Origin of the sequence: Peribacillus sp. TH27 (genome assembly GCF_016650915.1) — a bacterium.
In the GTDB taxonomy this organism is placed as follows: Bacteria; Bacillota; Bacilli; order Bacillales; family DSM-1321; genus Peribacillus; species Peribacillus butanolivorans.
Genome location: NZ_JAEKEV010000002.1, coordinates 3,541,912 through 3,566,454, shown reverse-complemented (window position 1 = coordinate 3,566,454; position 24,543 = coordinate 3,541,912). Strand labels below are relative to the sequence as shown.

Here is a 24,543-nt window from a genome sequence, read left to right as displayed (position 1 = left end):
GCATCCGTTATATCAGCCATTGCAGTCGGGATGAAACAAGATCCTGCTCTACTGTTTCACGGCTGGAGCTCTCTTATTGTTGTTTCGTCTTCATTTCTTTGATTTAGGTTTTACATTGTGATTTATGAGGAGTAGCAGAATACATACTACTTCTGGGCACCTAGCCATAGAACGCCCTTTATCAACCTAGTAGATACTTCCTGTTTTTTACTATTTTCAAAGTTTATGCTATTTTTCTAGTATTATATGTGATAATTTATGGAAAAAAGATTAATTAGGAGGATGTCTGTGAAAAAGATCATACCAACGATTGTTTCTGTTGTCTCTCTTAGTCTTATCACTGGATTGCCCGGCCTAAGCTCCACGGCTCAGGCAGATGAATTTACCCCTTATTATGGCAAGGGTCCTAGCTACATTCAGCCAGAAAATCTCTCCTACCTTTTCCCAGACCCTAAAGTTACCTTCAATACTCCTGCCTTTCAACATGACAAGATTGCCTTTACAAGCCAAGAAGAAATGATAGCTTATATCAAAAAACTATCCCACAAAAGTAAAAACATCCAAATTAAGACGATTGGTCAATCTACAGAAGGACGCGATATCCCGATGCTCCTTTTCAGCAAGGATTCAAAAAAGCTGAAAAAGGATACTAAGAAACCGTTGATTTGGATTCAAGGTCAGATTCATGGCAATGAACCCGCCTCTGGTGAATCTACATTAGTTATTGCCCAATGGCTTGCTGAAGGAAAACTTGGTGATGTCCTCGATAAAGTGAACATTGCCATCGTTCCACGTGTAAATCCAGATGGCTCCTATTATTTTAAACGGTTTACCTCTAATGACATGGATGCGAATCGAGACTATTTAAAAGTGGAGTATCCTGAGGTACAGACTATTCATCAAACCATCAATGATTATGAGCCTGAAGTCATTCTTGATGTACATGAATATACAGTGAACCCCGCTCCCCTTAAGAAGGTTGGCGCAAATGGATCCATCGCTTCCTATGATCTGCTCATTTCTTCAGCAAAAAATTTAAATATTCCGGAACAGCTTCGAAAAGCATCCGACGAACTACTTTTGCCTAATGTTTTTAAAACATTGGAAAAAGAAAAGCTTTCCTATCATGATTACTATACACTTGATACTTCTGATGCTGGAATTCTTACCGCTACTGAAGGAAGCACAGAAGCCCGCATCGGTCGCAACGCTCTCGGATTGAAAAATACGATGACCTATTTAATTGAAACAAGGGGTATCAATATCGGTCGTACTGACTTCAAACGTCGTGTTTATGCACAAGCTACAGCTCAGGCGGCCTTCATTAAAACGACAGCTGATCAAGCCAGTACAGTAAAAAAGGTGGTCAAGCAGGCCGAAAATGAAGTGGTGAAAAAAGGGAGAAAGGCAAATGATCATGATAAAATTGTCATCACCAGCGAAAATAAATTGATAAAAAATCAAAAGTTAACAGTAGTTGATTTAGCAAAGTCCAAAAAGGTCGATACGCCTATCGATTGGCTGGATTCTACCGATGCCTACCCTACCCTTGTTAGAGATCGACCAACAGCTTATATCCTCCCACCTGAATATGAAGATATTGCAAAAAAACTTCAGTTATTGGGAGTGCAGGTGAAAAAACTAAAAAAACCTGTAAAATTATCTGTTGAAAGTTACAAAGTAAAGGATTTGAAAGTGTCCACTACACTTGAAAGCGGACATACAACCAAAGAAGTGACGACCAATGTATCAGCGAAAAAACAGGAATTCCCGAGAGGAAGCTATGTATTTAACATGGACCAGCCTGATGCTAACTTCATTTCCCTCGCACTCGAACCTGAGGGCATAGACAGCTATGTGACATTCAATTTCATTCCCGCTGTTAAGGGCGGAGAACTTCCGATTTACCGCTACATGCAACAATCAGCATTACCAGTTAAATAATAAATCTCCACTACTATCTAAAAAACGCTTTGGCAGCTTTCCTTGCCGAAGCGTTTTATTTTTTATTCCATCTTTAAGCATTAGCAGAATTTCTGACACCATTCAGTCGTCTTTCTTGAATGCAGCAAAAACTTTTGAATATATATATAAACGGACAATGTGTTTAGGAGGGGGGAACACCTTTGAACCACCAACATGTACAATTGGAAATTAACCGACTTGTTTATCGCTTAAAGCAAGACCAATCAGCAGATGGATCTTGGAACTATCCCTTTGACACTGGGATAACAGCTGATGCCTATATGATTATTTTACTAAAAATTTTAGACATAGAAGATGCTCCACTTATAGAGGCCTTAGTAAAAAGGATTGAAAGCAGACAAACAGAAAACGGTTCTTGGAAACTTTTCCATGATGAAAAGGAAGGCAATCTCTCGGTCACAATTGAAGCTTACTATGGTCTTCTATATAGCGGCCAACGGAAAAAACAAGATCCCCATATGAGAAAGGCCAAACAATTCATTCTTTCTAACGGCGGAATCAAACAGGCCAATACGCTAACTAAAATGATGCTCACCGTCACTGGCCAATATAAATGGCCTCCTCTATTCCCGATCCCACTCGAGGTTATATTACTGCCGCCAACCTTTTTCATCAGCATTTATGACTTTTCCGTATATGGGAGAGTTAACATGATCCCCATGCTTCTGCTTGGACATAAAAAGTATCAGATTAAGTCCTCGAACGCTCCTAGTTTAAAAGATTTATATCAAACGCGGGAGGAACGTACTGAAGAATATGTGTGGGAGGAATATCGAACGGACGAATACCGCTCTTTCTTTTCCAAACTTCAAACAGGTGTCAAAACCTTAATTGGTTATCCAGATTATTTGCATTCCTTGGCGCTAGAGTCAACGAAAAGATATATGCTCGACCGGCTAGAGCCCGACGGAACGCTTTACAATTATTTTGTTTCTACCTTTTTCATGATCTTTGCACTTCTCTCAACCGGCTATTCGAAAAAAGATCCGGTGATCCTAAAAGCAGTTGCCGGTCTGAAGGGAATGGCCTGTTCAGTTGATGGTTACACTCATATCCAATTTACAACAGCCCATGTTTGGAATACCTCCTTAATCAGCTATGCTTTGCAAGAAGCAGGATTGCCTTCCAAAGATCAAACTGTTAAAGCCGCAAATCAGTACTTACTTTCCCGTCAGCATTATATGTATGGTGATTGGCTGGTTCATAACCCTTACGCGGTTCCAGGTGGCTGGGGTTTCTCAGATTTGAACACAATGAATCCAGATGTAGATGATACGACTGCTTCACTACGGGCGCTTGCCGGTCAATTGCAAACAAACCCAGATAATCAGAACAGCTGGCAGCGTGGTGTCGCCTTCACGATTTCCATGCAAAATGATGATGGCGGATTTCCTGCATTCGAAAGAAATAACGACCATAAATGGTTACACCTTACCCCTTTCAAAGGAGCCAAATATCTCCTAACTGACCCATCGACCGCTGATTTAACAGGAAGAACACTTGAATTTTTAGGGAACTATACAAATTTGAAGAAACCTGAGAAAGTCAGCAAAAAAGCCGTAGATTGGCTCTTGAAAGACCAGGAGCGCGACGGATCTTGGTACGGACGCTGGGGAGTTTGCTACCTATATGGCACATGGTCTGCACTGACTGGCCTTAAGGCAGCTGGGCAATCCTCTGATCACCCAGCTATCCAAAAAGCTTTGGCCTGGTTAAAGAAAATTCAAAATAAAGATGGAGGCTGGGGAGAATCTTGTTACAGTGACATCAAGCAACATTATATGCCTCTCGGGACCAGCACCCTGACCCATACAGCTTGGGCTGTGGATGCGTTGATTTCGGCATCTGAAAAAACGACACCCGAAATCGAAAAAGGCATCACCTATCTCATTCGCGAAGCCCAAAAAGAAAGCTGGACCAATGACTATCCTGCAGGTCAGGCACTGGAAAATTTTGTGTATATCCATTATCACAGCTATCGCTATATTTATCCGCTATTGGCCTTAAGTCACTACAGAAATAAGTTCATGAATGTTTAAGCGCTGTGTGTCGGCGCTTTTTTTCGTCATAAAAAGATGAATATGTGGATTACCTGTGGAAAAGGGTGGCACATAAAAGTACAGTTATCCACATTTTAAGGTTATCCACATATAATTAGCCAAAAAATTGACCCGAAGCATTTTATAAACAAATTATTATCCACAATTGCTGTGAGTAACGTTCATTCTTATGTATTTTGCCAACTTATTTGTCCGAAAGTATGCACACAAGCTCTAGATTACTTGTCTTCTTAAGGTTTTGTGGATAATTTGGGGATGAATCCTCACTGTTTTATTATTTTTCACTTCCAAACCGTATCAAGTTTATCGCTATAGAATTCTATTGCCTTTGCATATGACTGGATTGCATGATCCTTAGAAGTTTCCGCAATAATTTTCAGTAAAGATTCCATTGCCAAATTATGATGTCCTAAATTATAGAATGCCATTGCTCTAAATACTATTAAAGCCTTGTCCTCAGGAAACTTGCTCAGCCCTGTTTCTAATGTTCGTTTTGATTTTTCATATTCTCCAATGGTACGATATGTACTCCCCAACCCTAAATATGCACCTTTAGCATCCTCCTCTGATAAACCCAATGTGAGCGCTGTTTCATAATAGGGCACAGCCTGTGACTCAAGCCCAAGAATATCCAAACTCCAGGCACATTGATACTGAATTACAGCATCCTCGGGATTTTTCTTTGCGAGTTCCATTAAAAGTTGATTTGATTTCTCAAACTCTTTCTTACACCGTAACGATAGCGCCGCTTCTAAATTCTTCACTCTCATTCCCCCTATTGGATAAAGATCTTTATGTCCCTTATTCTGGAGGAACCCTTTAATTCCTTCTTAATTTCGAAACGGATATTGCCATTGGTCATTTATAAGAAAAAAACTAATATGACTGACCAGATACTGTATCAACTATTCTTTTAATGGATTTTGTAAGTATTTAGATTACTAACAAAAAAAGGATCTGCCCCATGGCAAATCCTTTTTAGTCTTTGATAATCATTTCAGCAAGGTTATTAACAATAAATGTTACGTATTCGAAACAACTTTTGGTCTTGATATTCGATTAATCATCCAATTCGGTTTTTAATACTTTCCCCGTAGTAGCATCAACTACTACGTCATATTCCTTTTGTCCCTGGTTTATCTCCAGCTCGTATACAAGGATGCCATTCTCAGAATCCAGCTCTACATCCGTAATTTGGCCATCCACCTTTTTCAAAGCAATCTTTTCAGCTTGATCCATACTGATTTTGGCAGTTTCCACCGCTTTTTGAGTGCTCATATCCTCATCATCATCGTCTTCCATCTCCTGAGAAAGAATCTCTCCTTTTTCAGCATCCACATCTACGTCTTGATAGCCTTCTTCCGTTTTAACGGTCATCTCATAGGTCATCGGCTGGTCCCAATCTTTTTCATATTGAGTAACTTCCCCACCTAGTTTTTCTGAAATCATTTTGACAGCCTCGTCTTCAGATAGCGCACCCTTATTGACTGCATATACGGCCGTTCCGGCAGCACCACCGAAAAGCAATACAGAGGCTATGGACACCGTCATTATTACCTTTTTCTTTTGGATGATACCTTGTTTTATCATGCTCCACTGCTTTTTCATGAATGAATTCCTCCTTTAATTTGTTACCTTAAGAATAACAATCCTTCATGAAACGAACATGAACGCTAGATTAGAATTTGATGAGAAAGAATAATCGTCACCGACGTTCCTTCTCCCACTTCGCTTTGAATTTCCAATTTGCCGCCGAATGACTCAACAATTGATCGAGCAATGGAAAGACCAAGTCCATTGCCTCCCGTTTTCCTTGCTCTCGATGAATCCACACGATAGAAGCGTTCAAATACATGTAACAGATGTTCTGGTGATATGCCTACACCTTGATCTTTCACTCCAATAAAAACTTCATTTCCCTGCTGATTAATCAAGATCTTTATACCCGATTCACTGTATTTCATGGCATTGTCCAATAGGATGACCAACACCTGTTCAAGCTTACTGGAAATGATCATTGCATATATTTCCTTAAACTCGGATTGTATATTTATTTCACGATTCCCAGTCCGTCTAAACGTTTGGGCAATCTGTTCACAAAATGAAATAAGTTCGATTTTTTCCTCCATATCGACTGAAGGTTCCGATTGGGAAGCCGCCTGTAGAAGATGTTCCGTCAACTTTTTCATCCGGATGGCTTCATGATGGATCGCTTCCACTGCCTCTTCCTGAATCGCTGCATCCTTCATTCCCCAGCGTTTCAATAGTGAGGAATAGCTTTCAATAACCGTAATCGGTGTTTTCAACTCATGTGAAGCGTCTGAAAGGAATTGCTGCTGTTGGTTATAATTCCGTTCTAGCCTTTCTATCATCCTGTTGAATGAAACTCCCATTACCTGTAGTTCGTCCTTTGATTGATCCGATAGCGGAATCCGTTTGAATTCTCCACTTTCCTCAATATCCATCATTGTCCCGCTCATGATGGATATTGGTTTAAGAATTAGATTTGCCAACCACTTGCCAGCAAAAATGGATAAAAGAATGACAAAAAGGGATGAACCAGCAAGCACAAGTGCAAGTGTTGATAAATTATCAAGAAGGCTGTCCTGTGCCTGGGTGACCTCAATCATTCCAAGCGGCTTACCTTCTTCCGGATAAGGATAGCGGTAGGTTAACACATACTCTCCGTCGACTTTGGTAAAATCATATCCCTTCTCGTTAACGGATTTTATTATAAGCCCCTGGAGGTCCTCTTCATCAGTAAATATGTTGACCAAGCGTCTTTCGGTGTTAAATACTCGTACCATTCCATCGTCTGGGGTATATGGCTCTACCAAGCTAGAATTGCCGGAGAATAGATCCTTCGCCTGGACATTTTCTTCGATTAACGAAGCCTGATTTTCAAGCATATCCTGTTCCCTCTCAACGGAAATCCAAAGAAAGGCGGTTAAAACGATGATACTCAGCACTACCAGCATGAGGATTAAAAAAAGACTAGAATACCATTGGATTTTCGTCCGGATCTTCATACTGGCTCCTTCAAGCTATATCCTACCCCTCGATAGGTATGTATGAGCTGCAAATCAAAAGGATAATCAATTTTTTTACGTAAATAACGAATATACACATCAACCACATTCGTATCCCCTACAAAATCATACCCCCATACATGGGTCAGGATTTGGTCTCTCGACAATACTTGATTTTTATTTTGCAAAAGATAAACTAGCAAGTCGAACTCGCGGGAAGTCAGCTCGATCCTTTTACCTTGCCTCAGAATGTCCCTTGTACCAAGGTTCAATTGCAGATCATGGACCTTAAGGTCATCCGCTTTTTCTTCTGATTGGCTCCCCTGTACATTCATCCGAAAACAAGCACGAATCCGGGCAAGTAGTTCTTCTATTTCAAATGGTTTTGTTACATAATCATTCGCACCATGGTCCAGGCCGTTCACCTTATCAGGTATTGCATCCCTGGCTGTTAAGAGGATGACTGGTGTGTGACCATTCTTTTTTCTAAAACGCCTAAGTACTTCTATGCCATTTAACTCGGGTAGCATCACATCTAATAAGATTAAATCCCACTCTTCAGCTTCAGCCCTTTCCAGACCTGTTTTTCCGGTAAAAGCCGATTCAGTTTGATAACCCTCATGGTTCAGTTCCAGCTGTATGACCCTCGCGATTTTTTCTTCATCTTCTATAATTAAAATTCTTTTAATCATTATTTAACACCACCTACCCCTTAGTGTACTGAAGAAAAATGAAAATATCATGAGAAATTGAACCCTTCTCGTTAAATCGTATGACAAAAACAATTCTATAGAGAAAAAAAAGCCCTGCTTCTATCTTTACAGATTAAAGAGAGGTGACCTCCCTGTTTTATGTTCCTTAACTATCGATACTGTAGAGCTTTAATTAATAGGGGCGGATTCCCAGCAATCCACTGCCTTATGCTCTATGTCATTTTTTCGCGCCAACTGTCCCATATACTACCGATAAAGAAGAATCTTTAGAAATTCTGTTGGATCGCCCTTATTAACAACGAATATACTTACATGAAGAAAGAGTCAAAATTGAAAAAAGAACCGGATGTGAAAACACATCCGGTTCTTTTGTTCTTTTATTTACCAATCCAATGTTGATCAATAAATTCATCGCGTCCTGATTTCGCACGGTCCGCTTTGTACTCATCTTTGTTCTTCTTATGATAGCCTTGATGATATTCTTCAGCCGGATAAAAGGTTTGGGCCTGCAGGATTTCAGTTACTATAGGTTTCTTGAACTTACCGCTAGCTGCTAACTGTTCCTTAGTTTCAATAGCTAATTGTTTTTGAGTTTCATTATGATAGAAGATAGCCGTGCGATACTGGCTTCCTCTGTCATGGAATTGACCGCCATCATCGGTTGGGTCAATCTGCTGCCAATACAATTCCAGCAGTCTTTCATAAGGAAATAACATAGGATCGAAAGTAATTTCAACGACTTCATAATGGCCCGAAGTTCCCGTCTTCACTTCCTCGTAAGTTGGGTTTTCAAATTGTCCACCTGTATAACCGGATACGATTCCTCCAATGCCAGGTTGTTCTTCAAATGGTGTCACCATGCACCAAAAACAGCCTCCAGCAAATGTAGCTTTTTGCATAATGGTCATCTCCCTCCAATACTTATGAATAAAAATTAATATATCATATCCTAACCCCAACCATATGTTTTTTTGATTCTTTATAATTTGCGGAACCGCCATGTCATCGTGCCAAAAAGGATCTGCCTCTTTGGCAAACCCTAAATCAATCTTTTGACCAACCCTTTTCCTTGAATCTTACTATCGCTTCAACGCGATTGCTTACATCCAATTTATCGAGAATGACCGAAATATAATTACGAACCGTTCCATTAGTTAGATAAAGTTGGCTGGCAATTTCCTTAGTATTCTTACCATCTGCAATCAATTTGAGCACTTGACTCTCTCGTTCAGTCAACGGGTTTTCTTCTTCAAAAGCCATATCCACCAGCTCCGGAGCATATATGCGCCGACCATCCATGATGACTCTAATTGAGTTTGCCAATTCCTCACTTGGACTATCCTTCAGTAGATATCCACCTACTTCTGCCTTTCTGGCTCTTTCAAAATATCCAGGACGTGCAAAAGTTGTTAAAATGATGACTTTGCATTGATGGCCCTGACTCTTAATCTCTTCTGCTACATCGAGGCCTGTTTTAACGGGCATTTCAATATCCGTAATGCAGATATCCGGCTTTAAACGATTTACGAGATTCATTGCTTCTTCCCCATTGCTTGCTTTTCCGACAACTTCCATATCCTCTTCTAAATCAAGGATAGAACCTAGCGCACCAAGCAGCATCCGCTGGTCTTCAGCAATAACGATTCGAATCAAAGTTAATCCCACCTATTCATTATTTTTTATAGCATTCGGAACCCTAATGTAAAGTGTAGTTCCTTCAGTTGATTTAATATCTAGGCTGCCGTTAACGAATTCAAGCCTTTCTTTCATTCCTTGAAGTCCATTGCCTTTAAAAAACTCTGATTTGTGTGAAAGCCCCACTCCATTATCTTGGACTTTGATCGTCACTCCTGTCTTTAATTCTTCTATAACGATATTACAGCAGTCGGCACAGCTATGTTTGACTATATTGGTCACAGCTTCTTTCAAGCACATGCTTAAAACCGTTTCAACAAGCAATGGGGTATCTTGCAATTCCGTGGTTCCTTCCAATTTGAATTCTATCTCTGCCGCTTTCAAAATTTGCTTGACCCGGATTATTTCATCGCTTAGCTTAGCCCCACGCATTTCCGACACCATTTCCCGTACTTCTTTGAGTGCCGTCCTCGCCGTTTGGCGGATATCCTTGATTTCCTTCTTAGCCGAATCCGGGTTTAAATCAATCAATTTCCCAGCAAGGTCACTTTTCAAGCCAATCAAAGAAAGTTTTTGTCCAAGAGTATCATGTAAATCACGAGCAATCCGCTGACGTTCTTCCATTTTGCCAAGTTCGGATATTCTTTTATGCGCATCTTCCAGTTGTTCTTCCAGCCTATCCCGTTTATTCCGATTATATGTGTTGAATGGGAGAAGAATCACGCCTACTACACAAATGAGCATAAAGGGAAATTGCGAAAAGAAGGTAGGATCTTTCATGATGAACCCAATATTGACGGACACGATGGTAGCTAATAACTGAATCGAATATAATACGAAAAAACCAACCTTATTTTGAACATTCCCAATAAAGAATGCTAAAAAAAGTGAAAAGTAAATGTAGCTGAAAAATATGGTCATGGATATGGATATGACTATTTGTATCGCAGTCCAAACGTATACGGGCCATCCCTTTGAAACGAATGAAAGGCCATATGAAATGAAAAACAAAATGATCATGACGATTCCAAAAACAATCTCCAACATAGATGAAGATTTGAAAATGAAATAAAAAGGGAGGATACAAAAAATGATCCAGACATAAGGGCTTAGCCCTGTGTTCTTCGGAAAGATATGATACCAACTTTGCATGGCGCTGCCTCTTTTTCTTTTACTCCTAGTATATACTAAGGAGTTTTATCAAAAAACCATCCAATGGAAATTGAATGGTTTTTTAATAAACTATTTATTTTTCTTGAAGACTTGGACGTTTATTATTGATTCCTACCTTTGATTTTGTATCGCTTAGACGGTGCTTAATCTCTTTAAAACTTACAAACGTTTTGTTTTCGCTATCATAAAGGCGGAAGCGAAGCGATTTTAAGCTTGAACCAAGAGTGATTGTTGTTGCCTGTTGCAAAGGAAGGGTGGAATCATGGACTTTTTCCAGATTATAGTTTGGCACTCTTGGACTAAGATGATGCACGTGGTGGAAACCGATATTTCCAGTTACCCATTGTAAAATCTTTGGAAGCTTATAATAAGAACTTCCATCAATGGCAGCCTTCACGTAATCCCATTCTGATTCCTCTTCGAAATAAGAATCTTCAAACTGATGCTGTACATAGAACAGCCAGATGCCCAGTGATCCCGTTACAAAAAGAAGCGGTACTTGGATCATCAAGAATGCCTGCCATCCGATAGCCAAGCATAAAAGACCATAAATCACCAAAATAGAAGCATTTGTCAAATACGTATTCATACGTTCTTTCTTTCTAGCGCCTTTTGTATTCAAACGATTCGACACAAGGAATAGATAAAATGGTCCTAAACCAAACATGACGATCGGATTTCTATATAAACGATAAGCTAGACGTCCCCAGAATGAAGCGGCTACATATTCATCAACGGTCATGACCCAAATATCGCCAGTACCGCGTTTGTTTAAATTACTGCTTGTTGCATGATGTATGGAATGACTATGCTTCCATTGTTCATACGGAAATAATGTGACGATTCCACTGATTGTACCCAGGATATTATTCGCTTTCCTACTTTTGAAAAACGATTGATGACAACAATCATGAAAAATAATGAAAATCCTGACCACAAACCCTGAAGCCAGAACGCTAAATGCAAGGGTCAGCCAATATGAGATCGATAAGCTCTGATAGGCTAAGAACCATAATAGAAAAAAGGGTGGAAATGTATTTAAAAGTTGTTTCACACTTGATTTAGTATTGGACATTTCAAAAGGGGCAATATCTTTTCTCAATTGTTTTTGATTATGGTTACTCATAACTTCCTCCTAATAAATATTATATAGAAACGTGGAGTGTTTAAATGGATTGGTAAGCTTACATTTTAAAGCAACTATAATTTACGCCTTGGCCCGTTAAATTTAACGAACTATCTTTCTCTTCTTAAGTATAGGAATAATCACCGATCATCTGAAGTCATAAACGTCAATTGGCTGGCATGACAAACGTCATATACTTGTCTATCCTTTCACTTTTCACACGTATTTTTTCCTCATTTATCATTTTTACCCCTCAAAAATTGATAAATCCACTCAAATGGGGGAAAACAATTAACTATTTTCAACCCAATCGAAACATACTTCCCTTATATGTAAAGCAAGTCTATGTATTGCTCAAACACAAAAACAGATTCACCACAAGGCGAATCCATTTATATCTTAATGGCATAAACCCTTTCAGGCCGTCCTACCGTGCCGTATGTTAAATCCGCTTCAATTTTTTCCTCAGACATCAAGTGTTCAAGATAACGCCTTGCCGTAGTCCTACTCACTCCGATTTCCTTCGCCACTATTTCGGCAGTTAACCCAGGGGATGTGTTTCCCAACACTACCATCACCTTCTCCAAAGTCATCCTATCAATCCCTTTTGGCAATGAAGTCTGTTCTCTTTCCTTGTCATTCATTTCCTTTCTCAAAAGCTTATCCACTTGTTGCTGTGTCACAGGAAAATTGCCCTTTCCTAATTCAGATAATTTAATGTAATATTCTTGATATCGGAGTAAGGACTGTTTGAACCGTTCAAATACGACAGGCTTGATAATATAATCAAATATGCCGATTTTAATGGCTTCCTGGACTTTTTCAATCTCTTTTGTTGCCGTAATCATAATGACATCCATTTGTTTGCTTTGCTGCTTGATTTCTTTCAGGATATCGAGCCCATTCATATCCGGAAAATACATATCGAGCAGCAATAGGTCCGGCTGCATGATTTCAATGAAGCTTTTAGCTTCGACATAACTTGACGCTATCCCAATGGTTTGAAACCCTTCAATTTTTTCGATGAACAGCTTCTGTATTTCAGCAATCCGTAAGTCATCTTCTACGATTAAAACTTCTATTTCGCTAATAGCCTTCATTTAATCACCCCTCTGTTTTTTGGTATGGCTACTGTAAAGATCGTATATTCCCCTTCCTTTGATGAAAAAGTGATATATCCTCCTAAACCATTAATTGCTTCCTGAACAAGACTCAGACCAATCCCTGAATTAGTTTGATGGTTTTTCGTGGTAAAACCTTTCTGAAAAATTTGTTCGGTAACACCTGAATTCATCCCTTTTCCGTTATCTTCAACTTCGATAATCAGTTCTTTACCCAAATCAGTTACGAACAACGAAACCTTTTTTTCCTCCCTTTGGTTTTCCCGTACCGCTTCAAAAGCATTATTGATAAGGTTACCGATAATCGTCACTAACACATCCCGGTCTATTTCGGACGGAATATCTTTAAAACTGCTCTCTCTATCAATAGTAAAATGAATTTTCAGCTCGCTTGCTAAACTTACTTTCCCTAAGATGAACCCAGCAATAATCGGATCAGGTACTTCCTTCATTAAAAAGTGAATGAACCCTTGTGTGACATCTACTTCCTTCGATATAAAATCTATCGCTTCTTTATAGGACCCCAGTTGAATCAAACCAAGAAGAGTATAAAGCCGATTGGAATATTCATGTGTCTGTGCCCTTAGCCCCTCTGCATAGGCCTTCACATGGGAAAGCTCTTGAAGAAGGTTCGATAGTTCGGACTTATTTCTTAAACTCGCAACAGCACCGATAACTTCTCCGTGTTTATTTAATATTGGAATGCGACTTGCCAAAAAAATTTCACCGTCTATCATAAATTCCTGATCATATTCGGCCTGTGCTGTACTGACTACATCAAGCAGATGTGTATTTGTAATGACCTCTTCAATTTTTCTCCCGCGTAGCACAACGTCTTTAGGAATATGAAGGAATTTATGCGCCGTTTCATTGACAACAGTGATTTTCCCATAGACATCAATGGCTATAATTCCTTCATGAATGGATTCCAAAATGGCATGTTTCTCTTGAAACATCCAGGCAATCTCCTTGGGCTCAAGTCCTAATATGGCCTTTTTTATATTTAATGAAATAAAGAAGGCAATTAGTAAACCACCTATTAAGATAAAAGAGATGGTCCATACTATCTTTCTTTGTATTCTAGACACTTCATTTTCAATATCGTTCTGCATGTAACCAACAGAGACTACACCAATGACTTTTCCCTCATCCTCTATTGGAGCTTTCCCCCTTATGGAAGGGCCCAATGTCCCGGTTGATTCCGTGATGATTGATTTCCCATTCCAAACCTCGGCGTTATCTCCCCCTACCATTTTCTTCCCAATCAATTTGGGATTAGGGTGAGACAGGCGTGTTTCATTCTCATCTCCTATTACAATGAATTCCGCATCGATCTGTCTGCGAATTTTTTCCGCAATAGGCTGGATGATCACGGAAGGGCTATCCGTTTGAAAGGCTTGTTTAATTTCAGGCAGCAGTGAAATAGTCTGGGCAACTGATAATGCTTTTTCCCCTGTTTCCTGTTTCAGGTTAATTTCTAAGATATTTATAAAAATAACTTCAAAGATTCCACCTATTAAGATGATTAACGTGCAGATGCCCAGCATCAACTTAGTATGTAAACGCATTCAATCACCTCTTCTTACATCATATAAAAAAAAACCCCTTTAAAAAAGGAGTTTTTTTGCAACATTCAGAAAATATTTATTAACCTTCTATATTGATGACGACATCTTTCCCTCTCTTCTTAAGTAAAACCGGAATGAGCAGCCATAATGCCGTTACAATCAAAAAGGTAAGTGAAAGTGGCCTAGTGAAAAACAAGCTGTAATCACCATCGGATATGGTCAAGGCTCTGCGCATATTATTTTCTATCATCGGCCCTAATACCAACCCTAGTACCAATGGAGCGATTGGATAATCATTTTTACTTAAGAAATACCCCAAGACCCCGCACCCTAATAATAGCAATAAATCATAAGTGGATACTTGAACCGCATAAACACCAAAAATGGAAATCGCGATAATGATCGGAATCAAGTACTTCTTAGGCGTTTCAATGATTTTTGCAAAAACCTTAACGAGCGGAAGATTAAGGATGAGAAGCATCAGATTCCCAATGAACATACTGGCGATAAGTCCCCAAGCTACCTGAGGATGATCTTCGAATAATAATGGTCCAGGTTGAACATTGTACATCATGAGTGCTCCCATTAAGATAGCTGTTGTACCGGAACCTGGAATCCCCAGAGTCAATAATGGAATCATCGCTCCACCAGAAGCTGCGTTATTAGCTGTCTCAGGCCCTGCTACTCCTGCAATTGCTCCAGTACCAAATTTCTCAGGTTTTTTTGAAATCCGTTTTTCCATAAGATAAGAGAAGAAAGAAGCAAGAGTTGCCCCTGCACCTGGTAGGATTCCTACAAAGAAACCTAAGAGCGATCCCCTGGCAATGGGACCCGCGGATTCTTTGAATTCTTCTTTGGAAGGAATCAAATTACTAATCTTAGCGATTTCCCCGTCATCCTCTTCTTTTTCCAATATCGTCTTGAACACTTCTCCAAGGGCGAATAACCCAACTGCGATTGTCAGGAATTCAACCCCTTGATATAGCCAGGGAACGTCGAAGGTAAAACGAGCAATCCCTGATACATTATCAATGCCTATCGTCCCAATCAGCAAGCCGCAAACAGTCATAATTAACGCCTTCGTTACTGACTTTCCCGCCAAACCACTAACAGCTGCCAGTCCTAGAAGCATAAGTGAAAAATACTCAGCTGGACCAAATTTTATGGCAATCGTCGATAATGGTTGAGCTAAGGCAATCATAGCGATAAGGGTGACAATCCCTCCAACAAAGGAACCGATGGCAGAAATAGACAAAGCACTTCCAGCCCTGCCCTTCTTCGCCATTTGATAGCCATCCAATGTTGTAACAACAGAAGAAGATTCCCCAGGTGTATTTAATAGTATAGAAGTTGTCGAGCCTCCATACATCGCTCCATAATAGACACCTGCAAGTAAAATGATGGCGCTTGTTGCCGCTTGCTCTGGGGGAAGTCCTCCCGTAATTGAAGCCGTTACCGGAATTAAAAGGGCCACACCGCTCATCGGTCCAATCCCTGGCAAAACACCAACTGCCGTTCCAATCAATACTCCAACAAAAGCAAAAAGCAAATTATACCAAGTAAGTGCTGTTTCAAACCCTTGTAATAAATAATCAAAAGTGCCCATTACTCATCCTTCTTTCCTTTATGAAAACCAGATTGGCCAACCAGGCAGTGTTCCTTTTAAGACATTTACGAATAAAAAATAGACGATTCCGGAAAACCCTGCAGATATAATGAGTGCTGTTACCCACTTGCTCCGTTCCATAGTTTGAAAGCAAACAAACAAAAAGAGAAAGGTTGTAATGACATACCCAAATGTTTCTAATGTCAAAATATAAATCAATGTTGAGAGTAAAATAATGATAAAAGGCTTATACTCCAGCTTTTCCTTACTCGATTCTTGTCTCTTACTCTGATATGCCTCATAAAATAGGCGAATACTCAATGCAGCAAGAACAAGTCCCAAAACAAATGGAAAAATATCTGGCCCCACTGAACTTCCATAAGAAGAACTGGATAAATTCCTGCTCCCTATCATAAACAACACACCGACAGCCAGAAAGGCTACAGCTGCAAAGCGGTCAAATTTCATGTCCACCCTTATCCCCCCAATTCAGAAAATAAGAAGAAGGAGAAGTACCTCCTTCTTCCCCCATTATTTTTCCATTCCTAAAGCTTCTAATAATTGCTGCACTTGTTTCTCTTGTTCTTCTAAAAACTTGCCAAACTCTTCACTGTTTTTATATTCTTGCTCCCATCCTTGTGCCTCGACTTCCTTTTTCCATTCAGAGGTTTCAACTAACTTTGCAATAGATTCGTTCCAAAATGTTTTAGCTTCATCAGACATTTCCTGAGGACCAAAAACTCCCCTCCAAATGGTAAACTCAGCATCTACTCCCTGTTCCTTAGCCGTTGGTATATCTTTAAGATCTCCACCAAGGCGTTCAGTCGATGTTACGGCCAGAACTCTAATCTTCCCTGCTTTTAAAAACTCTCTTACACTAGAGGCATCCGTTCCAATTACATCTGCATTGCCTCCAAGCAATGCCGTTATCGCTTCCCCGCCACCGTCGTACGATACATATTTAAGTTCAGTAGGATTTAAACCATATTCATAGGCTGGAAGAATGGAAATCAAGTGATCCATGGAACCAGGAGCTGATCCTCCTGCAAAAGTTAGCTTGCGCGGATCTTTTTTTACTACTTCCAACACTGATTTTAAATCTTTAAATTCTGAATCCGCTTTGACTACGATAGCTCCATAATCTTTTGTCAGCTGCGCCAAAGGAGTCGTATTTTTATATCCATAAGGACTGTTGCCCTCTTTTTTAAGATTATTAATAATGACAGGGGGCGAGTTCACAAACAGCATGTCGTTATTATCAACTTGCTGTGTTGCATATTCCGCCATAAAAACAGCACCACCACCACCGGGTTTGTTTTCAACGGTTAACGGCTGGTTTACCAGTTTTGTCTCACTTAAGACCTTTGTAAATGAACGAGCTGTTAAATCCCATCCGCCACCTGCACCCGACGGAGCAACAATCGTTATGGCTTTTTTCGGATATCCAGTACTTTCTTTCTTTTCGCCTGATGTATCCGAACTACTGCATGCACCTAAACTTAGGGCTAACGAACTTGCCAATATAACCGCAGAAATCTTTTTACGAGAAAACATATGAATCCCCCTTTTGAAAGCGTTTTCTTAATTTTACAAAAATTTATACCTTTTCTTTAATTATTCACCTAAAAAACATAAATTCCATAATATCCATATTGTTCATAAAGTTTTATAGCAGGAAAAGGGGGATAAGACTGCTCCTTCAGAGCAGTCCCAGTTTGTAGACAAAAGGGGGTCTATCTAAATTAAACAAAGTGATTGGAATGGAAGGTGCGAGACTCCTGCGGGGAAAACGAGTGCCTTACGTTCCAATCACGGTTCGAATTTTACAAACACTTTAAAAAAACTGTAGACTGCCCATTAAGAGCAGTCCAACTAGAATAGAATTTTTGATAGATATACGACCAACGTTACCGTTATACTGCTGAATAAAGTGGACATCAAGACGGCCTGTGCCGCATACTCCGGATGGTTACCATATTCCAAAGCAAATAAAGCACTGTTTCTTGATGTTGGAAATGAGCTTGCTATAAATAATCCTTGAGCAACCGTCCCTTCCAGCCCAAGCATGAGAATGATTAGGAAGGCAATAGATGGGGAGAGTATTAAACGGCCAATCAAGCTAAGAATTAGCGGAAGCGGGAAGTGAGTTATTTTTAAGTACGCACTCTGTGCACCCAGTGTAATCAAGGCAATCGCTATGAACGCACTTGCTATATTATCAATCGGAGTCCATAAAAACAAAGGAATATTGATTGAAGTCGCCTGTAAAACGAAACCAAGTAAGAGAGCGTAGATAACAGGGTTCTTCAAGAACTCACTGATCGCTCCCTTTGCACTTTTTGTATGAACGGAAACGGAATTCATCAATCCATATGTATAGGTTAGTAGATTTTGAAAGATGATAACGATGACTTGAATTGATAGCCCAAGAGGATTATTATGAAACACCAACTGGCTGACTGGCATCCCAAAATTGGCTGAGTTATTTAAGACCACACTATTTTTAAAAGTTGCAGAGAGACTTTGATCAAACTTAGCGAGTTTAGCAATCAATGTACTTACTATGATGAGACTTACAGCTTGAAGGGCAAGGAAGCCAAATATTTGTACAATCATCCCCCCTCCCATCTTGCTTTGATAAATATTAACAAAGCTAATGGCCGGCATAAGCAGGAAATTGTTCAATTTAGACAACGTGTTCATATCCAGATGGAATTTACGATGAAGAAATACCCCCGCTCCTATTAGAAAAAAGACAGGTACAATGACATTCAATAAAATTAGAAACAAAACACTCATATTACTACCTCTCCATTTCAAAAGGAAATATCCTGTAGATTCACTTCTCTCATACATCATAATGTGGATGAACCCATAATTAAAATACGAATAAATTATCGTTGGCTATTCAAAAAAGGAATGATAAAAAAAGCACAGAAGTTTCTGTGCTTTATCTAAATATCTCTCATAAAATCGACACTCTTAACAAATTGGACAAACTCATTGACCAGCTTTAATTCTAGCGTCTTTTCATGATATAACATCCAAGTATCTCTAATAAGTATATCTCCTTGTTCATCCTTCAAATTAATCTGATATAGATTTTGGTCTTTCTCCAGTAAGACGCTTGGAAGAATTCCATATCCTAGCCCATTCCTGACCATTTCTTTGCATGTATCACCCTTATCCACTTCCATTCCAACCAAAGGGGGTCTGGAGAAATTCCTTCTCCACCAATTATCAATCATCGATTTTAAAAGAGCGTCGGTCCCATAATCAATCCTCGGCAAAGATGGCAGGTCCTGGATATCAATTTTTTCCTTTGAAGCGATACAAATCGTTTCCTCAAAAAGATGATGCCTTGATTCCGACCATTGATAGTCCCCACGTACAATCCCAACATGGACTTCTTCGTTGTAAATGAGGTTTAGTATTTCCTTACTCCAACCCGTTGTCACATTAAAATCAACCTTAGGAAATTGTTCACGAAAAATTTTCAACAGGCCCGGCAACTTATGAAGCGTAATATAGTTGGAAACTCCCAATCGCAACGTTCCACTAATCTCCTGTCCCATGTTAAACGCAGTCTCTTTTATCTGACGGAGCCTAATCAGCATCTCATCAGCACAGTTTGCCAAGTACTCCCCTTGAGGGGTAAACTGGACACCTCTTGTTCCCCGCTCCACAATCTTCAAATTAAATTCTTTCTCGATTTGTTGAATTCGTTTTGTTAAAGAAGGTTGCGAGATATATAAACTTTGCGCGGTTTTAGTAATATTCTTTTTTTGATATAAAACCTTTAAAATATGCCAATCCCTTTCATCCATTGACTTTCCTCCGATATAACTTTCCAGTAATTGTTTTACCCAAACTGTACCACAAAAGGCTTGAAGGATATATTATTTAACAAAGTCAAAAAAAGGTCCTAGCCATGCCGGCAAGGACCTTTTTACCTTTAAGCAAATTCTCCACCCTTTTCCCTAGTGGGGGGTGGCAACATTCAAGAGGAATACGCTCATTTATTCATTTAATTGAATTCTTTCAGGACATGTATAGATATTCATGGAATCATTACGAATAAATCCGACCGTCGTAATTCCTAATCCTTCAGCTAACTCCAAAGCTAGTTCTGTTGGAGCAGATTTTGAGAGTATAAGTTCACAACCAATCTTCGCCACTTTCAATAAAATTTCCGATGAAATTCGGCCACTGAACACGATAGCCTTTCCTTCTATCGAAATACCATTTTTCAAGCAATATCCATATATTTTGTCCAGAGCATTATGTCGTCCAATATCCATCCGACTTAATACGAGGCCATCGACATCACATAACGCAGCATTGTGAACTCCACCCGTATTTTGAAACGTGACAGCAGAATTTTGCAGATCCTTCATCAAGCGGAAGCAATCATCAGGTGTAAGTTTTACTGAAATATTATCCATTTTCTTAGCAGTCAGTGCATCGTTTACAAAGACAAATCCTTGCCTGCTCATCCCACAGCAAGACGTAATATACCGCTTATTTTGAAAGTCCTGGTAGTATGGGTTCACCTTATCCGTTTTCACATGAACAAAACCTTCTTTTTCTTGCACCCAAATTTCCTTTATTTCTTCATATTTTTTGATAATTCCTTCAGAAGCCAAGTAACCAATGACCATATCTTCAATGTATTCAGGTGTACAAACCATGGTAACAAATTCTTGTCCATTTATTTTCACAGTAACAGGAAACTCCGTCACGACCGTATCTTCTATTCTCTCAATTTCTCCATTAGCTATACGGATAATGTCCCGCTTCATTTCAATTGCTTTCATGTCCCCACTCCTTTTAATGTCTAGGAGCTAATTGACCTAATATGTTAGGAACCTATATCTTCTAGAGGTTGGTCAATGCCCGTTTAGTTTTTCCGCTATTTCCTTATCAAAGACAAATACGGAAATCGCTATATTTTCTTTTACTTTTATATCTGAAAACAAATGGACTAGTTTAGCTCCAACCAATTTCTCCATTCCTTCCGGAGGATTCACCGAGTATACATCCTGAATCATTTTAGTTCTGGCTGAATGGACCATCTCTTTTCCTTCCTCTGTGCTTGATATGAACATTTCCGTCGGAGTTAAATTACCGTATAACGTTGAGACGGCCATATTTTCAACGAAAACTGTGTGGATACGCTCCGGGCCTTTCCCAAATAGTTCCTTACGAAGCTTACGAATCATATCATTGAATTCATGAATTACTTTTGACATATTACCCTCACTCCAATTCACGGAATTACACTTCTCAATTTTCTTATCATAAATCAACAAGAAAAAAAACGAAAGGAATTTGGAAATGGTAGCTCCTTTACAGGATTGTTTCTTTTTGAAATTAAAGGTATAATATCAATAATAAAAGTTGGGTACGCAATAGTGTACTGTTGTGTTTCTATCTTTTCTCAATACCCATACATAATGGTATGATTGGTATATTGGCAAGTTTTGCTATTAAACTATTCCACCATGACTTACACCACCGTTCAGAGCCGGAGGTGTAATCATGGTGGTTTTTTTCGTGTTTTCGGCTATAAAAGGGGGAAATATTATGAGCGATTCAAATATTACTATAAAAATTAATGGTTTGGACTATACAGCAAAAACCGGATCAACAATACTGGAAGTTATCAATCAAAATGAGATAGCTCATCCACAAATTTGTTATGTTCCTGAAGTAGATCCGATCCAAACATGTGATACATGTATCGTAGAAGTAAATGGGAAACTCGTCCGATCCTGCTCGACAGCGGCAGTGAGCGGCATGGATATTGCCTTAGACTCAAGCAAGGCAAAAGAAGCCCAAACCGAAGCTATGGACCGGATCCTGGAAAATCATTCTTTATACTGTACAGTATGTGATAATAATAATGGAAATTGTAAACTTCATAACACCGCAGAATTAATGGAAATTGAACATCAAAAATATCCTTACACACCGAAAGTGAATTTGGGTGACGTCGATATGTCCCATCCTTTTTACCGCTATGATGCTAATCAATGTATTGCATGCGGACAATGCGTAGAAGTCTGCCAAAACCTTCAGGTCAATGAAACGCTATCCATTGACTGGGAAGCAGATCGCCCTCGGGTAATATGGGATGAAGGAACAGATATTAACAACTCATCTTGTGTCGGTTGCGGACAGTGTGTAACCATTTGTCCTTGTAATGCATTAATGGAGAAATCAATGCTTGGTGAAGCTGGTTTCATGTCAGGTTTGAAAAACGACATGCTTGAGCCAATGATTGATCTTGTTAAAGAAGTAGAACCTGGCTACAGTGGTATATTTGCCATTTCAGAAATTGAAGCAGCAATGCGAGACACTCGGACGAAGAAGACAAAAACAGTCTGTACGTTCTGTGGGGTAGGCTGCTCATTCGAAGTTTGGACAAAAGGCCGAAAAATCCTTAAAGTCCAACCAACTCATGAAGGCCCTGTTAATGCGATTTCCACTTGTGTTAAAGGGAAATTCGGTTGGGACTTCGTAAACTCTGAAAAACGGTTAACTAAGCCCCTAATTCGTAAAAATGGACAATTTGTTGAATCAAGCTGGGATGAAGCACTTGATTTAATTTCATCTAGATTAGGTTCAATCAAACAACAGCACGGAGGTAATTCTGTAGGTTTCATTTCTTCATCTAAGATTACGAATGAAGAAAACTATGTAATTCAAAAACTAGCACGTCAAGTTTTCGAAACGAATAACGTCGACAATTGCTCCCGTTACTGTCAATCTCCAGCAACAGATGGATTGTTCCGTACAGTCGGCATGGGTGGAGATGCTGGAACGATTAAAGATATCGCCGCTGCAGGTCTTGTCATTATCGTTGGGGCAAACCCGGCTGAAGGCCATCCTGTACTAGCAACACGCGTTAAGCGGGCACATAAGCTTCATGGTCAAAAACTGATTGTTTCAGATCTTCGTAAAAATGAAATGGCAGAGCGTTCTGATATCTTTATGAGACCAAAGCAAGGTACGGACCAAGTATGGCTAATGGCCGTTACAAAATATATGATCGATCAAGGTTGGCATGATCAAGAATTCATCAGTGAAAATGTGAACTTCTTCGACGATTATAAAGAGATACTTAAAAAATATACCTTAGAATATGCAGAACTAAACACAGGGATTTCAAAAGAAACACTAATTCAAGTAGCCGAAATGATTCGTGATGCTGACGGGACTTGTATTCTTTGGGGAATGGGTGTAACACAAAACACTGGAGGTTCCGATACTTCCGCTGCGATTTCCAACCTTTTACTAGCTACAGGAAACTACCGTCGTCCAGGGGCTGGAGCTTATCCGCTTCGCGGTCATAACAATGTACAAGGTGCTTGCGATATGGGTACACTTCCAACATGGCTTCCAGGATATCAGCATATTTCTGATGATGTAGCACGTGCTAAATTCGAAAAAGCATATGGAGTAAAAATTGATGGAAAACCAGGTATGAACAATATCGAAATGCTTCACGCTATTGAAAAAGGCGATATGAAAGCAATGTACCTTGTCGGTGAAGATATGGCACTTGTCGATTCCGATGCCAACCACGTCCATAAAGTGTTATCAAGCTTAGATTTCTTTGTTGTTCAAGATATTTTCCTTTCTAGAACAGCTCAATATGCAGACGTCGTATTACCAGGAGTACCATCTCTTGAAAAAGACGGAACGTTCACTAATACAGAACGTCGCGTACAGCGTTTATACCAAGCACTGCCTACTTTAGGAGAAGCTAAAGCAGACTGGTGGATCACCCAAGAAATTGCTAAACGTTTAGGAGCGGATTGGAACTTCAATCATCCAAGTGAAATTTATGCGGAAATGGCGAGCCTGTCTCCAATATTCAGCGGAGCGAATTATGAAGTCCTTGAAGGCTGGAACAGCTTCCTATGGGGAAGCCATGATGGAACTAGCACACCGCTTCTTTATGTGGATGGCTTCAACTTCCCTGATAAGAAAGCCCGTTTTGCTCTATCTGATTGGGTGGAGCCTGCTCAGTTCCCAGAGGAATATGATCTTCATATCAACAATGGACGTATGCTTGAACATTTCCATGAAGGAAATATGACGAATAAATCCAATGGAATTCAATCTAAAGTTCCTGATATATTCGTTGAGGTTTCTCCTGAGCTTGCAAAAGAACGTAAAGTCAATGACGGCGGACTCGTACGCTTAGTGTCACCGTTCGGAGCCGTTAAATTAAAGGTTCTTATCACAGACCGAGTACAAGCAAATGAGCTTTTTCTACCGATGAACTCAGTTGACAAAGATTCAGCCATTAATTTCCTGACAGGTCCTGTGTATGATAACCGTACAAGCACGCCTGCTTATAAACAAACGATGGTTCGCATGGAAGTATTAAATAAAAGCGGAGACACTCCATTACCGGGATCTAATCCACGGAATAAAAAACGTCATCCTCAAAAAGGTGTTGAGGTAGAACGTAAGTGGGCTCGTCCAGGGTATGTTCACTTAACGGATAAATAA

Annotated in this window: 20 protein-coding genes; 3 read left to right on the top strand and 17 right to left on the bottom strand. The window is 39.6% G+C overall.

Annotated elements, in window-relative coordinates; genetic code table 11:
- The first annotated feature begins 288 nt into the window (after nucleotides 1-288).
- Entirely contained in the window at nucleotides 289-1,944 is a 1,656-nt protein-coding gene (locus JFU24_RS18440; protein ID WP_309558268.1) for a M14 family metallopeptidase, read from the top strand.
- A 182-nt stretch (nucleotides 1,945-2,126) separates the two neighbouring features.
- Nucleotides 2,127-4,025, top strand: coding sequence for a squalene--hopene cyclase (shc, locus tag JFU24_RS18435; protein WP_201250275.1), 1,899 nt, complete (start codon nucleotides 2,127-2,129; stop codon nucleotides 4,023-4,025).
- 302 nt (nucleotides 4,026-4,327) lie between these two features.
- Here the strand turns inward: shc and JFU24_RS18430 are convergent, their stop codons facing one another.
- From JFU24_RS18430 to JFU24_RS18350, 17 genes are all read right to left on the bottom strand, one after another.
- The gene (locus tag JFU24_RS18430) at nucleotides 4,328-4,816 is read right to left on the bottom strand and encodes a tetratricopeptide repeat protein (RefSeq protein ID WP_201222697.1); all 489 of its coding nucleotides are present in this window, start codon (nucleotides 4,814-4,816) and stop codon (nucleotides 4,328-4,330) included.
- A gap of 289 nt (nucleotides 4,817-5,105) precedes the next feature.
- Nucleotides 5,106-5,654, bottom strand: coding sequence for a PepSY domain-containing protein (locus tag JFU24_RS18425; protein WP_201250274.1), 549 nt, complete (start codon nucleotides 5,652-5,654; stop codon nucleotides 5,106-5,108).
- Between the two features lie 65 nt (nucleotides 5,655-5,719).
- On the bottom strand, nucleotides 5,720-7,075 hold the full coding sequence (locus JFU24_RS18420; RefSeq protein WP_201222693.1) for a sensor histidine kinase: 1,356 nt from the start codon (nucleotides 7,073-7,075) through the stop codon (nucleotides 5,720-5,722).
- Nucleotides 7,072-7,767 (bottom strand): response regulator transcription factor, encoded by a 696-nt coding sequence (locus tag JFU24_RS18415; RefSeq protein ID WP_201222688.1) that lies wholly within the window; start codon nucleotides 7,765-7,767, stop codon nucleotides 7,072-7,074. The genes JFU24_RS18420 and JFU24_RS18415 overlap by 4 nt, the downstream gene beginning before the upstream one ends.
- A 398-nt stretch (nucleotides 7,768-8,165) precedes the next feature.
- The gene (msrA, locus tag JFU24_RS18410) at nucleotides 8,166-8,687 is read right to left on the bottom strand and encodes a peptide-methionine (S)-S-oxide reductase MsrA (protein WP_201250273.1); all 522 of its coding nucleotides are present in this window, start codon (nucleotides 8,685-8,687) and stop codon (nucleotides 8,166-8,168) included.
- Between the two features lie 145 nt (nucleotides 8,688-8,832).
- Nucleotides 8,833-9,441, bottom strand: coding sequence for a response regulator transcription factor (locus JFU24_RS18405; RefSeq protein ID WP_053348644.1), 609 nt, complete (start codon nucleotides 9,439-9,441; stop codon nucleotides 8,833-8,835).
- A 12-nt stretch (nucleotides 9,442-9,453) separates the two neighbouring features.
- On the bottom strand, nucleotides 9,454-10,575 hold the full coding sequence (locus tag JFU24_RS18400; protein ID WP_201187280.1) for a sensor histidine kinase: 1,122 nt from the start codon (nucleotides 10,573-10,575) through the stop codon (nucleotides 9,454-9,456).
- 94 nt (nucleotides 10,576-10,669) lie between these two features.
- Nucleotides 10,670-11,722: a fatty acid desaturase gene (locus tag JFU24_RS18395; protein WP_201250272.1), complete on the bottom strand. Its 1,053-nt coding sequence runs from the start codon at nucleotides 11,720-11,722 to the stop codon at nucleotides 10,670-10,672.
- 392 nt (nucleotides 11,723-12,114) lie between these two features.
- Nucleotides 12,115-12,822 carry a response regulator gene (locus JFU24_RS18390; RefSeq protein ID WP_057215817.1) on the bottom strand — a complete coding sequence of 236 codons (708 nt, stop codon included), beginning with the start codon at nucleotides 12,820-12,822 and terminating at the stop codon, nucleotides 12,115-12,117.
- Nucleotides 12,819-14,411 carry an ATP-binding protein gene (locus JFU24_RS18385; protein WP_201222684.1) on the bottom strand — a complete coding sequence of 531 codons (1,593 nt, stop codon included), beginning with the start codon at nucleotides 14,409-14,411 and terminating at the stop codon, nucleotides 12,819-12,821. Before JFU24_RS18385 ends, JFU24_RS18390 begins: the two co-directional genes overlap by 4 nt.
- A gap of 79 nt (nucleotides 14,412-14,490) precedes the next feature.
- Nucleotides 14,491-16,017 (bottom strand): tripartite tricarboxylate transporter permease, encoded by a 1,527-nt coding sequence (locus JFU24_RS18380; protein WP_053348639.1) that lies wholly within the window; start codon nucleotides 16,015-16,017, stop codon nucleotides 14,491-14,493.
- An 18-nt stretch (nucleotides 16,018-16,035) separates the two neighbouring features.
- Nucleotides 16,036-16,485 carry a tripartite tricarboxylate transporter TctB family protein gene (locus tag JFU24_RS18375; RefSeq protein ID WP_207198866.1) on the bottom strand — a complete coding sequence of 150 codons (450 nt, stop codon included), beginning with the start codon at nucleotides 16,483-16,485 and terminating at the stop codon, nucleotides 16,036-16,038.
- 63 nt (nucleotides 16,486-16,548) lie between these two features.
- Nucleotides 16,549-17,571 (bottom strand): Bug family tripartite tricarboxylate transporter substrate binding protein, encoded by a 1,023-nt coding sequence (locus tag JFU24_RS18370; protein WP_053348637.1) that lies wholly within the window; start codon nucleotides 17,569-17,571, stop codon nucleotides 16,549-16,551.
- 318 nt (nucleotides 17,572-17,889) lie between these two features.
- On the bottom strand, nucleotides 17,890-18,816 hold the full coding sequence (locus JFU24_RS18365; protein ID WP_201250271.1) for an AEC family transporter: 927 nt from the start codon (nucleotides 18,814-18,816) through the stop codon (nucleotides 17,890-17,892).
- A gap of 155 nt (nucleotides 18,817-18,971) precedes the next feature.
- Nucleotides 18,972-19,844 carry a LysR family transcriptional regulator gene (locus JFU24_RS18360; RefSeq protein ID WP_201187290.1) on the bottom strand — a complete coding sequence of 291 codons (873 nt, stop codon included), beginning with the start codon at nucleotides 19,842-19,844 and terminating at the stop codon, nucleotides 18,972-18,974.
- Nucleotides 19,845-20,036: 192 nt separating this feature from the next.
- Nucleotides 20,037-20,834 carry a formate dehydrogenase accessory sulfurtransferase FdhD gene (gene fdhD / locus JFU24_RS18355; protein ID WP_201187292.1) on the bottom strand — a complete coding sequence of 266 codons (798 nt, stop codon included), beginning with the start codon at nucleotides 20,832-20,834 and terminating at the stop codon, nucleotides 20,037-20,039.
- A 72-nt stretch (nucleotides 20,835-20,906) separates the two neighbouring features.
- Nucleotides 20,907-21,269, bottom strand: a complete 363-nt coding sequence (locus JFU24_RS18350) for a DUF2294 domain-containing protein (protein ID WP_053348632.1) — start codon at nucleotides 21,267-21,269, stop codon at nucleotides 20,907-20,909.
- Between the two features lie 334 nt (nucleotides 21,270-21,603).
- Here JFU24_RS18350 and fdhF point away from each other — a divergent pair, with 334 nt between their 5' ends.
- The gene (gene fdhF, locus JFU24_RS18345; RefSeq protein ID WP_201250270.1) at nucleotides 21,604-24,543 is read left to right on the top strand and encodes a formate dehydrogenase subunit alpha; all 2,940 of its coding nucleotides are present in this window, start codon (nucleotides 21,604-21,606) and stop codon (nucleotides 24,541-24,543) included.

Coding starts and splice junctions, on each gene's coding strand:
- JFU24_RS18430 (WP_201222697.1), bottom strand. CDS start 4,816: ATGAGAGTGAAGAATTTAGAAGCGGCGCTATCGTTACGGTGTAAGAAA.
- JFU24_RS18425 (WP_201250274.1), bottom strand. CDS start 5,654: ATGAAAAAGCAGTGGAGCATGATAAAACAAGGTATCATCCAAAAGAAA.
- JFU24_RS18420 (WP_201222693.1), bottom strand. CDS start 7,075: ATGAAGATCCGGACGAAAATCCAATGGTATTCTAGTCTTTTTTTAATC.
- JFU24_RS18415 (WP_201222688.1), bottom strand. CDS start 7,767: ATGATTAAAAGAATTTTAATTATAGAAGATGAAGAAAAAATCGCGAGG.
- msrA (WP_201250273.1), bottom strand. CDS start 8,687: ATGCAAAAAGCTACATTTGCTGGAGGCTGTTTTTGGTGCATGGTGACA.
- JFU24_RS18400 (WP_201187280.1), bottom strand. CDS start 10,575: ATGCAAAGTTGGTATCATATCTTTCCGAAGAACACAGGGCTAAGCCCT.
- JFU24_RS18395 (WP_201250272.1), bottom strand. CDS start 11,722: ATGAGTAACCATAATCAAAAACAATTGAGAAAAGATATTGCCCCTTTT.
- JFU24_RS18390 (WP_057215817.1), bottom strand. CDS start 12,822: ATGAAGGCTATTAGCGAAATAGAAGTTTTAATCGTAGAAGATGACTTA.
- JFU24_RS18385 (WP_201222684.1), bottom strand. CDS start 14,411: ATGCGTTTACATACTAAGTTGATGCTGGGCATCTGCACGTTAATCATC.
- JFU24_RS18380 (WP_053348639.1), bottom strand. CDS start 16,017: ATGGGCACTTTTGATTATTTATTACAAGGGTTTGAAACAGCACTTACT.
- JFU24_RS18375 (WP_207198866.1), bottom strand. CDS start 16,485: ATGAAATTTGACCGCTTTGCAGCTGTAGCCTTTCTGGCTGTCGGTGTG.
- JFU24_RS18370 (WP_053348637.1), bottom strand. CDS start 17,571: ATGTTTTCTCGTAAAAAGATTTCTGCGGTTATATTGGCAAGTTCGTTA.
- JFU24_RS18365 (WP_201250271.1), bottom strand. CDS start 18,816: ATGAGTGTTTTGTTTCTAATTTTATTGAATGTCATTGTACCTGTCTTT.
- JFU24_RS18360 (WP_201187290.1), bottom strand. CDS start 19,844: ATGGATGAAAGGGATTGGCATATTTTAAAGGTTTTATATCAAAAAAAG.
- fdhD (WP_201187292.1), bottom strand. CDS start 20,834: ATGAAAGCAATTGAAATGAAGCGGGACATTATCCGTATAGCTAATGGA.
- JFU24_RS18350 (WP_053348632.1), bottom strand. CDS start 21,269: ATGTCAAAAGTAATTCATGAATTCAATGATATGATTCGTAAGCTTCGT.
- fdhF (WP_201250270.1), top strand. CDS start 21,604: ATGAGCGATTCAAATATTACTATAAAAATTAATGGTTTGGACTATACA.